This is a genomic window from Paenibacillus sp. Marseille-P2973 (assembly GCF_018101095.1).
Taxonomy (GTDB): Bacteria; Bacillota; Bacilli; order Paenibacillales; family Paenibacillaceae; genus Fontibacillus; species Fontibacillus vini.
The window spans coordinates 90,496-103,494 of the sequence record NZ_JAGQEH010000001.1 but is presented as its reverse complement, the minus strand read 5'-3'; the positions used below and the strand labels follow the sequence as shown (position 1 = coordinate 103,494).

General features: G+C 50.8%; 13 protein-coding genes. 10 read left to right on the top strand and 3 right to left on the bottom strand.

From position 1 onward, the window contains the following. Positions 1-50: 50 nt before the first annotated feature. Entirely contained in the window at positions 51-1,019 is a 969-nt protein-coding gene (gene msrA / locus KB559_RS00520; protein ID WP_211019645.1) for a peptide-methionine (S)-S-oxide reductase MsrA, read from the bottom strand. Then, entirely contained in the window at positions 1,016-1,720 is a 705-nt protein-coding gene (locus tag KB559_RS00515) for a TVP38/TMEM64 family protein (RefSeq protein WP_211019644.1), read from the bottom strand. Before KB559_RS00515 ends, msrA begins: the two co-directional genes overlap by 4 nt. 376 nt (positions 1,721-2,096) lie before the next feature. Here KB559_RS00515 and KB559_RS00510 point away from each other — a divergent pair, with 376 nt between their 5' ends. Beyond that, a complete protein-coding gene (locus KB559_RS00510) occupies positions 2,097-2,804 on the top strand; it encodes a TerC family protein (RefSeq protein WP_211019643.1) in 708 nt (235 codons plus the stop codon). Between the two features lie 97 nt (positions 2,805-2,901). Here KB559_RS00510 and KB559_RS00505 read toward each other — a convergent pair whose 3' ends face one another. Further along, positions 2,902-3,726 carry an AraC family transcriptional regulator gene (locus KB559_RS00505; RefSeq protein WP_373316772.1) on the bottom strand — a complete coding sequence of 275 codons (825 nt, stop codon included), beginning with the start codon at positions 3,724-3,726 and terminating at the stop codon, positions 2,902-2,904. 145 nt (positions 3,727-3,871) lie between these two features. Between KB559_RS00505 and KB559_RS00500 the strand changes: the two genes are divergently transcribed. The 9 genes from KB559_RS00500 (at position 3,872) to nirD (ending at position 12,986) form a co-directional block, all read left to right on the top strand. Beyond that, complete coding sequence (locus KB559_RS00500) at positions 3,872-4,984, top strand: Gfo/Idh/MocA family protein (RefSeq protein ID WP_211019641.1); 1,113 nt, start codon at positions 3,872-3,874, stop codon at positions 4,982-4,984. Positions 4,985-5,012: 28 nt separating this feature from the next. After that, positions 5,013-5,783, top strand: a complete 771-nt coding sequence (locus KB559_RS00495) for a sugar phosphate isomerase/epimerase family protein (protein WP_211019640.1) — start codon at positions 5,013-5,015, stop codon at positions 5,781-5,783. Continuing rightward, positions 5,776-6,858: a Gfo/Idh/MocA family protein gene (locus KB559_RS00490; RefSeq protein WP_211019639.1), complete on the top strand. Its 1,083-nt coding sequence runs from the start codon at positions 5,776-5,778 to the stop codon at positions 6,856-6,858. Before KB559_RS00495 ends, KB559_RS00490 begins: the two co-directional genes overlap by 8 nt. Positions 6,859-6,920: 62 nt before the next feature. Continuing rightward, complete coding sequence (locus KB559_RS00485; protein ID WP_211019638.1) at positions 6,921-7,889, top strand: sugar phosphate isomerase/epimerase family protein; 969 nt, start codon at positions 6,921-6,923, stop codon at positions 7,887-7,889. A 210-nt stretch (positions 7,890-8,099) separates the two neighbouring features. After that, a complete protein-coding gene (locus tag KB559_RS00480) occupies positions 8,100-8,417 on the top strand; it encodes a winged helix-turn-helix transcriptional regulator (protein WP_211019637.1) in 318 nt (105 codons plus the stop codon). 59 nt (positions 8,418-8,476) lie between these two features. Then, entirely contained in the window at positions 8,477-9,046 is a 570-nt protein-coding gene (locus KB559_RS00475; protein ID WP_211019636.1) for an FAD-dependent oxidoreductase, read from the top strand. Between the two features lie 193 nt (positions 9,047-9,239). Beyond that, on the top strand, positions 9,240-9,947 hold the full coding sequence (ric, locus tag KB559_RS00470; protein ID WP_211020192.1) for an iron-sulfur cluster repair di-iron protein: 708 nt from the start codon (positions 9,240-9,242) through the stop codon (positions 9,945-9,947). Positions 9,948-10,175: 228 nt separating this feature from the next. Further along, entirely contained in the window at positions 10,176-12,611 is a 2,436-nt protein-coding gene (nirB, locus tag KB559_RS00465) for a nitrite reductase large subunit NirB (protein ID WP_211019635.1), read from the top strand. A gap of 33 nt (positions 12,612-12,644) precedes the next feature. Continuing rightward, a complete protein-coding gene (gene nirD / locus KB559_RS00460; protein WP_211019634.1) occupies positions 12,645-12,986 on the top strand; it encodes a nitrite reductase small subunit NirD in 342 nt (113 codons plus the stop codon). Positions 12,987-12,999: the final 13 nt, after the last annotated feature.

Here is a 12,999-nt window from a genome sequence, read left to right as displayed (position 1 = left end):
ACGGCAGGAGCGCATTTTTATATTTAGCGATAGCTTTTAATGATGGAATCTTATTGGAACAAATGTTTATACTCCCCGTAGCCTTCCTTCTCCAGATCCTCCTTCGGTACGAAGCGAAGAGCAGCAGAGTTAATGCAGTAGCGGAGACCGGTTGGCTGAGGTCCGTCATCGAACACGTGACCCAAATGAGAATTGCCTTCCCGGCTGCGGACCTCCGTGCGGATCATGAAATGGCTGGTATCGGTCTTCTCCTTGATGCTGTAATCGCGCAAGGGGCGAGTGAAGCTCGGCCAGCCGCAGCCTGCATCGAATTTATCGCGCGAGCTGAAGAGCGGCTCTCCCGATACGATATCCACATAGATTCCTTCACCGGTATGGTCCCAGTATTCGCCGGTAAACGGGCGCTCGGTGGCGCTGTTCTGCGTGACTTCATATTGGATCGGCGTCAGCTTGGTTTTGAGTTCCTCCGGATTCGCCGGGCCGGACCAGTGCCGCTCAATAAAGTCCTCGCGTCCCGAACCTTTGCGATAACGTTTATAATGGAGCGGGTTCTTTTTATGATACCCTTGGTGATATTCCTCAGCCGCATAGAAAGGGGCCGCGGGAAGGATTTGCGTAACGATCGGCTTATCGAACCGGCCGCTCTCCGCAAGCTCTTTCTTGGACTGCTCCGCTTCTAACCGCTGTTGTTCATTATGATAAAAAATAGCTGTCCGGTAAGACGAGCCCCGGTCATGGAATTGTCCTCCCTCATCGGTCGGATCGATTTGCTGCCAGAACATTTCCAGCAGTTTCCTGTACGGAAATACGGCCGGGTCGAACGTAATTTGCACGGCCTCATAATGACCGGTCTGATCGGAACAGACTTGCTCGTAAGTCGGATTTTCGATATGTCCTCCGGTATACCCCGAGATAATCCCATGGATCCCCGGGAGTTCTTCAAAAGGCGACACCATGCACCAGAAACAGCCTCCGGCAAAGGTAGCGAGTTCCAGGCCAGCAGCCTGTGATGAATTCATGACGATCCCTCCGTTTCGTTGGGAGATGAAATGTCTCCCGTTACTTCGGCTTCCATTATATCGCTTTTTGCCCGAAAGCCAAAACTCGCGATATGATTTCCTTTTCTTCTTTTTCTATAAACCCACAATACCAGCAGAAGAAACAGCATGTACACGCATGCCGATCCTAACGCGATCCAGGGCTTGCTGAACAGCGACGCTCCCAAGAAAGCGTACAAGAAAACGCTGGGCAGCTTGCCGAACACGGAGGCCGAGAGGTAGGTGAAAAAGGGGATGCCGTAAGCCCCCGCATATATATTTACCGGGGTTTGGGGAAGCACGGGTATCAGTCTGCAAATGACGATCGCTTCAAACGGCCGAGAATCGATGGCTTTGCTTATCGCTTTCAGCGGCTTGATCCGGGCAGTCCAGGCTTGGGCCGCGTCCCGGAACCCATAGGCCGATCCCCAATAAAGCAGAGCGCCTGCCAGGGTGGAGCCGATTAAAGTCACGAGGCCGCCGCCTAAGGCGCCCATCATATAGCCTGCCGCTGCAATAACCAGGCGGTAGGGCATGATGGGGAATACGGCGAGCACTGTGGAAAGTACGATCAGGATCCACAAAGGAGGGTTCCCGGTAACCCATGCGATCAACGCGTCTTTATATGTGTAAGCTAATACAAAAGCTGCGGCATACACCGCCAGAGTTGTCCACTTTTTCATGGTGCCTCCTTTTTCTCCCCTTGTATCATACCAAATCTGAAAAGAGAAATGAGCGGAATTGATGAGACGTTGGCTGGTTTCTCTGAAATAACTATGAAAAATCTAGCGTTATCGCTCTGTTCATGCTATACTAACTTCAATTAAACATGCATGGTTCCCAAAGGGGAGTAGCTAGATACAATAAAGTCGTCATTACGGGTTCATCGCCCCGGCTTTATTGGCAACCTTTCGTTGTTAGCGAGACCTTTGCCCGGCGAGTATTGGGTAAAGGTCTTTTTTGATGCGATAATGCGTCGTGCCCAATATGAGCGCGGCGTATTTTTTTATGCCGAAAACCAGAGTATACAGAATGTAGAGAACAGAAAGGGGAGAGAACATGGATTTTATGAGCCCGGAATTTTGGATGGCTTTGCTATCCATCATTCTGATCGACCTCGTTCTTGCCGGAGACAATGCTATCGTGATCGGGCTTGCGGCAAGAAACGTACAAAAGGCGGATCAGAAAAAAGTAATTATATGGGGGACCGTCGGGGCTATCATCGTACGTGTTATCATGACGTTGCTTGTACTGGAATTGCTTAACATTCCGGGACTTCGTCTCGTCGGGGGACTGGCGCTGCTATGGATCGCCTACAAGCTGCTTATTGACGAGAAAAATCATGAGATAAATGCAGGCAACCAAATGTGGGCGGCTATCCGTACTATCATTATTGCGGATACGATGATGGGGCTGGATAACGTATTGGCCGTGGCAGGTGCCGCGCATGGAGATTTCCTGCTCGTCGTGATCGGACTGGCCGTTTCCGTCCCGATTATGGTTTGGGGCAGCACTATGATCCTGAAGCTTACGGAACGCTTCCCGGTAGTTATTACGATCGGGGCTGCGGTGCTAGCCTGGACGGCTGCAAAAATGCTGGTCGAGGAACCGCTCATTCACGACTGGTTTGCAAACGGATTGGTCAAATATGGTTTTGAAGTCATCGCTATTATCGGAGTCGTAGCTCTTGGCACCATGGTCAAGAAAAAGAAGGAACGCCGACGCCAGATTGAGCAAACCTTGAAGCACGGGAATCAGCCGACCTAACCGGTAGACCCTAAATCATAGGAAAACGCCACCCAACCTCCAAGCTGGAGGGTACGGTGGCGTTTTTTTAATGGACAGAAGTGCACGAACAAATAGCTTAATTAGCTGCGCCTGAACCCCTGGCGGCAAGCCGAAATTGCTTCGGGGACATCCCGTATCTTTTACGGAACACTTTGTGAAAATAATTGTAGCTTGGAAATCCCGAGCTCTCGGCAACATGCTCCAACGTCAGTGGACTGAATATAATCCGCTCACGGGCCATGTTTAATCGGACTTCCAGCGTGTATTGAATAATACTGGTATCAAACGCTTCTTTGAACAGATGAACCGCGCGAGACACGCTGATCCCGACATGGGCGGCGGCGTCCTCCAGCTTAAAGGGGGAGGCGGCGTTTTCCTCGATATAACTTTTGATCTGATGGGCAAGATAGGTTGGGAAGGTCGGCAGCGGCTGCTGCAGCAAGTTCCGGTCGATATCCATGCACAAGATCTTCAAATAGTATTCCGCAATTTCCGGAGATGGATTGGAGATCCGCTGCTGCTCCAGCATAATTTGCCGGAATGCTCCCAGAATCCCCTCGGAAAGCGGGAGTCTGATTTTTTTGGGCCGGGTATGCTTCTTCCACCAGTTGTCCACCCAATCTCCCGACAAAAAGATATGATAATCCCCGCTGTTGACTACGGTTTCACCAAGCGGGCTGTTCTCGGCTTCGATCCGCAGTTCGTAAGGCTCTCCGGGTTCAACGAGCAGCAAGTCCCCGGGCTCGACCAATTCCAGACGTCCGTCGATTCGGGTCCGGCAGCGGCCTGCAGTCTGAAACCGAATCAGGTGGCTATCTAATCCGTCGGGCTGGATGCTATGGAACGGCTTTCTGTGCACCGAATAACCGGCTAGCAATATTTGCAGGTTTAGATGATCCATAAGGGGCATTCTCCTGTGCTTCTCAAAAAATAATGACCAGATTGTTCATGTTTCAATCATATTATTCATTTTACAAAGATGCAAATTGAAATACCATGTAGAAGAGTCGACTGACATCCGTATCGCTTCGGGAGGAGTGATGAGAATGACAAAAATGAAATTAGGAATTATTGGCTGCGGCAATATCAGCCCTGCCTATTTAACTTATCTTTCGCAGAGTGACGTGATCCAAGTTCACGCCCTGGCGGATTTATTGCCGGAGAAAGCGAAGGAGCGGGCAGAAGAATACGGGATTGCAAACGTATGCACTGTGGAAGAACTTTTGGAGCGGCAGGATATCGATCTTATTTTGAACCTGACGATTCCGTCGTCTCACGCATCGGTAAACCTGAGTGCGCTGAACAGTGGCAAGCATGTATATGTGGAAAAGCCATTGTCCGTTTCGCTGGCGGATGCGAGAGCGACCCTAGATTTGGCGGCGTCAAAACATCTGCGAGTCGGCTGTGCCCCGGATACGTTTCTGGGAGCGGGCATTGAGACGAGCCGCCGGGCTATCCAAGACGGATGGATCGGCAAGCCGGTAGCTGCAACCGCTTTTATGATGGGAGCAGGCCCGGAGGATTGGCATCCTAACCCCGACTTCTTTTATGCGGAAGGCGGAGGGCCGATGTTTGATATGGGTCCGTATTACTTGACGGCCCTTGTGCAGCTGCTTGGACCGATCAGCCGGATCAGCGGCAGTGCGGGAAGCCCGCTTCCGGAGCGGGTGATCCAATCGGGTCCGCGGGCCGGACAAAGCATTCCGGTACGGACGGCAACGCACTACAGCGGAACACTCGATTTTGTCGGGGGAGCCATCGGCACGATGGTGATGAGCTTTGACATTCCGGGCGGAAGCACGTTGCCCTGGATCGAAATTTACGGTACCAAAGGAACGTTATCTCTTCCGGATCCGAACTATTTTAACGGTGAAGTCAAAGTCCGCCGTCATGGATCGCAGGAGTGGGAAGTACTGGCGCCCGTATTCGAGTCCGGACCGAATGAACGGGGCAGAGGGCTTGAAGATATGGCGAGGGCCATCTTCGAAGGCGGAGAGCACCAGGCGAGCGGCATAGTAGCCTATCATGTGCTGGAAGCGATGCATGCTTTTGAACAGTCCTCCAGAGAGGGCCGACATGTTGAACTGGGCAGTGCGGGCCGGCTGCAGGTTGATAAGGATGGTCGTTTGGTAGAGGCCAGAGCTATTGAAATGAAATAGTCAAAAAATAAATACGGGGTGACTTAAAATGGTACAATTAGGATTGCAACTTTATACAGTACGCGATGCGATGGAACAGGATTTCGAAGGTACCCTTCGCAAAGTGGCCGGTCTCGGTTATCAAGGTGTGGAGTTCGCGGGTTATTACGGACGTCCCGCTGAGCAGGTTAAGTCCATATTGGCGGAAACCGGTTTGGCCCCGCTGGGGGCTCATACTCCTTATGCAAGGCTCCGCGATGCGCTGGATGAGGAAATCGCTTACAATAAAGAAATCGGCAACCGCTATCTTATATTTCCTTTCCTGGAGGAAGCTGACCGCACCCGCTGGGCGGAAGTGATTGAGGATTTGAAAAAAATCGGCAACCGCTGCGCCGAGGAGGACATGGTACTCTGCTATCACAACCATGAGTTTGAATTGACCCAGAAGCTGGGTGATGAGACGGTGCTCGACGCGATCTATTCGCAGATTCCGCCTGAATTGATTCAAGTGGAATTGGATTCCTGCTGGGTCAGCTACGCAGGGTTCAGTCCGCTGGAATACATCTCCAAGTACAAGGGTCGCATGCCGCTGCTCCATCTAAAGGACATGATTACAAAACCTGACGGCTCAGCGGAAACAGTGGAGCTCGGCAAGGGTGAAATTCCTATTGCGGACATTGCGGATGCTGCGATTGACGCGGGAGTGAGCTGGATTGTAGTGGAACAGGATTATTGCGCAAATGAACCGTTGGAAAGTATCGCGACAAGCATGAAATGGGTACGCGATTACGCACAAAAAGGAGGAAAACTCAATGTCTAAAACATTAAAAGTTGCAATTATCGGATGCGGTGGTATCGCAAACGGCAAACATCTGCCTAGCCTTGCCAAGCAGCCGCAAGTGGAAATGACGGCCTTCTGCGATATCGTTGAAGAACGCGCAGCCAAGGCGGCTGCCGAATACGGCATTGAAGGCGCAAAGGTGTACACTGATTTCCGCAAACTGCTTGAAGAAAGCGATGTTGATGTCGTGCATGTCTGCACGCCAAACGATTCCCATGCCGAGATTACCGTAGCTTCGCTGGAATCCGGCAGACATGTTATGTGCGAGAAGCCGATGGCCAAAACGGCTGAACAAGCCCGTCAAATGCTGGATGCCGCTAAACGTACCGGCAAGAAGCTCAGCATCGCCTATCAGAACCGGTTCCGCAGCGACAGCTTATACCTGAAGCAGTTGTGCGAGAACGGGGAGCTCGGCGATATCTACTTCGGCAAGGCGCTGGCGCTCCGCCGCCGTGCGGTTCCAACCTGGGGCGTGTTCCTCGACGAAGAGAAACAAGGCGGAGGACCGCTGATCGATATCGGCACCCACGCATTGGACTTGACCCTGTGGCTGATGGACAATTACGAACCGAAAAGCGTTACCGGCTCGGTATTCCACAAGCTTGGCAGCCGAGAGAATGCGGCCAATGCGTTCGGTCCTTGGGATCCGGAGCAATTTAAAGTAGAGGATTCCGCCTTCGGCTTCATTACCATGAAGAACGGAGCGACGATTGCGCTGGAGTCCAGTTGGGCGCTTAACGTACTGGATTTCGGAGAAGCGAGAACTTTGCTGTGCGGAACGGAAGGCGGAGCCGATATGAATGACGGTTTGCGCTTGAATGGCGAAAAAATGAGCCGTTTGTATGAAACGAAAGTTGATTTCGGTTCCGGCGGCGTAGCTTTCTTTGAAGGCGAGCAGGAAACGGACGCGGTACGCGAAGCCAGAGCCTGGGTGGAAGCCGTACTTGAAGACAAGGAACCGCTTGTCAAACCCGAGCAGGCACTCGTCGTAACGGAAATTCTTGAAGCGATTTATGAATCGGCTAGAACAGGCAAAACCGTTTATTTTGATTAATGCAGCACACATGAACTTATTATATAGAAAAGAGCATTTCAGTTACCTGAGGAGGTATGGATATGAAATTAGGTGTTTTTCTCGTACTGTTTGGAGGACGTCCGCTTGAGGAAGCGTTGGATCTGGTAGCCGCTCAAGGATTAAAAGCGGTGGAGATCGGCACCGGCGGCCATCCCGGCAATGCGCATTGCAACCCGGACGAACTGCTGGAGAACAAAACGGCACGCGATAACTTCAAGAAGGCGGTGGAATCCCGCGGCCTCACCATCAGCGCGCTGAGCTGCCACGGCAACCCGCTGCATCCGCAAAAGGCAATTGCCAAAGAGTTCCACGATGTGTATGTGAAGACGGTTCAATTGGCTGAGCTTCTGGAGGTTCCGGTTGTAAATACGTTCTCCGGATGTCCCGGTGACCATGAGGATGCCAAGTATCCGAACTGGCCGGTAGCTCCATGGCCGAATGACTTCAAGGAAGTCCTGGATTGGCAGTGGGAGAACAAAGTGATTCCTTACTGGACCGAATGGGGCAAATATGCCGCAGATCATCATGTGAAAATCGGACTTGAGCTGCACGGCGGGTTCTCCGTGCACACCCCGGCTACACTGCTTCGTTTGCGCGAGGCGGCCGGCGAGGTCATCGGTGCCAACCTGGACCCAAGCCACATGTGGTGGCAAGGAATCGATCCGGTGCAGGCGATTTCCATTTTGGGCCGGGAGAACGCGATCCATCATTTCCATGCCAAGGATACAACGATCGATCCGGTCAATGTCAACCGGTATGGCATTACGGACATGCAGCCATATACGGCAATGCTGGACCGTGCATGGCAATTCCGCACGGTAGGCTACGGTCATGACCTCAAGACCTGGGCCGACATCATCAGCGCTCTAAGACTGCACGGATACGATTATGTGGTCAGCATCGAGCATGAGGACGGATTGATGTCCACAGAAGAAGGATTTACCAAAGCGGTTCGAAACCTACAGCAAATCCTGATCGAGGATTCCGCCGCAGATATGTGGTGGGTATAAGTTTCCGGGAACCGAAATATACTTAGCATGTAGCGGCTGCCGCCCGGCAGCCGCTTTTTCATATCAAGGAATTGTTGTATAATTCAAGATAGACGTGGCGTGAAACGCAGGTGTTCATTCCTTATCAAATATGCTATGATGAAATATACTAACTAATTGTAAGTCTCATACGGCTCCAATATCGGTTTATATATTAAGAGGTGAATTCAGATGGAAGATAATAATTTCGCGATGTGTCCACGTTTTGAATCCGCGTTTGTGATTCTCGGCAAACGCTGGAACGGTCTGATCATTCATACATTGATGAGCGGACCCAAGCGTTTTAAGGACATTTCTAACGGGATTCCGGCCATGAGCGATAAGATGCTCTCCGAACGGATGAAGGATCTGGAGAACGAGGGGATCGTCGACCGGCATGTCTATCCCGAAACTCCAGTACGCATTGAATACGAACTGACGGAAAAAGGAAGAGCGCTAAGTCCGGTCATGGAACAGGTGCAATGCTGGGCTGAGCAGTGGATCGAGTAGTCTACGTGCCGTTATCCCGCAGCGGAGCGGCACGAATTATATAGAAAGTGGGTGTACTTGTGGCTGAGGTAATAGTAATCGGAGCGGGACCAGCAGGATCTAGCGCAGCATTATTTCTGGCCAAGGCAGGGAAGGAAACCCTGGTTCTTGACAGCAATGCCAGTATGACGAAACGGGCATGGATTGAGAATCACTATGGAGCCAAGGACATTTCCGGACCGGATTTGCTAAAAATCGGTCGGGAGCAGGCCCAGAAGTTCGGAGCCAAGTTCATTGAGGAGAAAGTTACGGTAGTGGATACGAACGGCGGATCCAAAGTGACCGTAAAGACGGAATCCGGCCGAAGCTATGAGGCATCCCATGTGATCCTGGCAACCGGAGCATTGACGGAATTGGCGGGGGCGATCGGCCTTGAGCTTAAGGAAGGCAGAGAACCTAGAATCAAGACCGTGATCGACACCGACGGAAACGGACGCACAAGCAATCCGCGGATATGGGCTGCTGGTACGGTCGCCGGCGTAAGCGTTCACACGATTATTACGGCGGGTGACGGCGCTAAAGTAGCCATCGAGCTGATCAGTGAACTGAATGGCGAACGCTACGTGGACCACGATGTATTAAAGTCATAACGTTATAACATCCACCAAAACACATAAATGAATAGTGGCAGATTCAAAGCTTCCCAGAGTTAATGTCTCTTGGGAAGCTTTTTTGCGCAGAATGGACAAAAGGTTTGTGACGCCAATCACAAAGCCGGGGGTAAAGGTGCGCTAAATTGAATATAGTTGGATTAGAGATGCTAAACAGGAGGGGATAGGTGTGATGGAGCAGAAGCTGCTATTCGACAAGAAAAGTTTAGTCCGGGATATCGTACTTGAATTCCCGAAATCAGCAGATTATTTTCGTCGCCGCAAAATTGACTTTTGCTGCGGTGGTAACCGGCCTCTTCAAGAGGCGGCAGAGGAAAGAAATCTGGAAGTCGATGAACTGCTATCCGATTTGGCAAAACTGGCCGCGGATCATCCGAATGCGGAGGAGAGGGATTCCTGGACCGATGCGGATTCGCAAACCCTTATCGGGCATATCGTGAATAAGCATCACGCTTATTTGCGTGAAGAATTGCCGGAGCTGCATAAGAGTGTAATCAAGGTCTCTCGCGTACATGGCGGGCACGATCCTCATTTAGTCGAAGTAGAACAACTGTACGGCCAGCTCCGAAACGAACTGCTTGAACATACAGCCAAGGAAGAAGCGGAAGTTTTTCCGAAAATGATAAATTGGGAACTGGGTCAAGAACAAGAAGTTCTAAATAAAATGCTTGCGGCGATTACAGAATTGGAAGCGGAGCATGACGGGGCAGGCAAGATTTTGAAACGCTTGAGAGATATTACCGGAGATTTTCAGCCGCCGGCGCATGCTTGTACGACGTACCGTACGACTTATGCACGATTGGAAGAGCTGGAAGGGATGACATTTAGTCATATTCACCTTGAAAATAACATTTTGTTTCCTCGTTACACGTCTTTATAAGCAGAGAAAAGTGGAATATGGACCTTCCCTCCTTGAGCAGGAGGGAAAAAATTATGTTTTTCAATAGAAAAACATAAAAAAGTATGAACAATATTGTGATAAGTTTCACATTTAGTGTGAAATAGATCACAATCTATTTTGAATTTTAAATTATAATTAAGTTATCAAAGAAAAAGAAAATGTTAGTGGACAATGAAACGATTGCATTTTGAAGGAGGCAATTCCAATATGGGAACAGATAGAGAAAAACTCGTGGTGATCGGTAACGGGATGGCGGGAATCAGCGCTGTCGAACAAATTTTGAAATTGACGAAGAGATTTGATATTACGGTGTTCGGGAGCGAGCCGCATCCCAACTATAACCGGATTATGTTATCTTATGTTTTGGAAGGCAGCAAAACGATCGATGATATCGTGCTTAACGATTTGAACTGGTACCGGGAGAATGGAATTACGCTGCATACGGGAACTACGGTTGCCAAAATCGATGAGCAGACTAAAGAAGTAGTTACGGCGGACGGAATGCGGGTGCCTTATGACAAGGTGCTGATTGCTACAGGTTCCAACTCGTTCATTTTGCCGATTCCAGGCAGCGACAAAGAAGGCGTAGTCGGTTTCCGCGACATCGCCGACTGCAATCAAATGCTGGAAGCGGCTAAAACCTGCCGTACAGCAGCCGTCATCGGCGGAGGATTGCTTGGCCTTGAAGCAGCCAAAGGGCTGGTTCAGCTTGGGATGGATGTTACGGTCGTTCACTTGATGGAGGACTTGATGGAGCGTCAGCTTGATCACCAAGCCGCTTCGATGCTGAAATCGGAGCTCGAGCGCCAGGGAATCAAATTCAAAATGGGCGCGCAAACGGCCGAATTGCTGGGCGACACGAGAGTCAGCGGCCTGCGGTTTGCCGACGATAGTGTATTGGATGCCGAGTTTGTCGTAATGGCGGTAGGGATCAAACCGAATGTCGCGGTTGCCAAGGAAAGCGGAATTACCGTCAATCGAGGGATTGTTGTTGACGACTATATGCAAACCTCGATGGAAGGCGTGTACTCGGTCGGCGAATGTACGGAACACCGTGGCACCTGCTACGGCCTGGTTGCTCCTTTATTCGAACAGGGCATGGTGCTGGCCAAACACATTAGCGGCGTCGAAGCTCCTCCGTATGAAGGTTCGGTCGTATCGACCAAGCTTAAAATTTCGGGCGTTGACGTGTTCTCGACCGGTGAATTCATCGATGGTCCGGAGCACACCGTGATTGCGAATAAAGATGATTGGAAACGTACCTACAAGAAAATTTTGCTGAAAGACGGAGTTATGGTCGGTGCCGTACTCTTCGGTGATATTACGGATTCGGCTGAACTGCAAAAGCTGATTAAACAGAAAACGGTCATGACGGATGAATTGTACGGTACATTGATGGGAACCGGCTGCTGCGGCGGCGGGGCCAAGAAGACCACATCCGTGGAAAGCATGCCGGATGAAGAAATCGTATGCGGCTGCAACGGCGTTACCAAAGGTACGATCGTAGACGTAATTACGAATCAAGGCATGACAACGGTTGATGAAATCAAAGCATGCACCGGAGCCACCCGTTCTTGCGGAGGCTGCAAACCGATGGTTGAGCAAATTTTGCAGTATGTGCTTGGGGACGGCTTCAAGTCAACAGCCAAACAAGGAATTTGCGGCTGCACTACCTTGAGCCGTGATGAAATCGTGGCCGAAATCAAGGAGAAGGGCCTGCAAACAACTAAAGAAGTAATGAATGTGCTGGGTTGGAGCCAACCGGAAGGCTGCTCGAAGTGCCGGCCGGCCATTAACTACTACCTCGGGATGATCAATCCGGATACGCATGAAGACGAAAAGGAATCGCGGTTTGTCAACGAGCGGATGAACGCGAATATTCAGAAGGACGGAACCTATACTGTCGTTCCCCGCATGTATGGCGGTGTGACCACACCGGAAGAATTGAAACGGATTGCGGACATTTCGCTGAAATACGATGTGAAGGTGGTTAAAGTAACCGGCGGTCAACGGCTTGATTTGATCGGCGTCAAAAAAGAGGATTTGCCGAAAGTTTGGGAAGAACTCGACATGCCTTCGGGCTATGCGTACGCTAAATCGCTGCGCACGGTGAAAACCTGCGTCGGTTCGCAGTTCTGCCGATTCGGCACCCAGGATTCGATGGGAATGGGGGCTACGCTGGAACGCAAATTCGAGCGTCTCGACTTCCCTGCCAAATTCAAATTGGCTGTGAACGGATGCCCGCGGAACTGCGCGGAATCGTGCACGAAGGATATCGGGATCGTCGGTAATGACGGCGGATGGGAAATTTTCGTAGGCGGTAACGGCGGGATCAAAGCCCGACTTGCGGATTCGCTCTGCAAAGTGAAGACCGATGAAGAACTGATCGAAATTGTCGGTGCGGTTATGCAGTACTACCGTGAAACCGGCAACTATCTTGAGAGAACCTCGGAATGGGTGGAACGCATCGGTCTGGAACAGATCAAGACCGCTGTAGTAGATAATCCTGAGAATCGGAAAGCGCTTATGGAACGGATTGAATTTGCTCTGCAGCAAGTCGAGGATCCGTGGAAGAAAGCGATTCGCGACAACGAGAACAGCGACAAAATGTTCAATCGCCTGGAAGTGGGTAATCAACTGTAAATATTGGTTAATAGTGAGAGGAGAGTACGATACATGACTAAGGATAAAATCGAATTCATTTCTGTAGGTGCTGTGGACCATTTTCTGGTACAGATCGGACGTGTAGTCGAGATCGGGGGGCGGCAGATTGCCGTCTTCCGCCTCTCCGATAACCGGATTTTCGCAGCTGTAAATAAGAATCCTCATCCGAAAGGCGGACCGCTTGCGGAAGGGATTGTTTCGGGACATTACTTGTACGATCCGCTGTACGACTGGAAAATCGATCTGACCACCGGTCTGGTTCAAGCTCCGGACACCGGCCAGGCGCAAATGGTGCCGGTCAAGATAGAGGATGGGCAGGTATGGATTGGCGCGGGGGAATTACAAACTGTATAGCGGCTTGATTGCT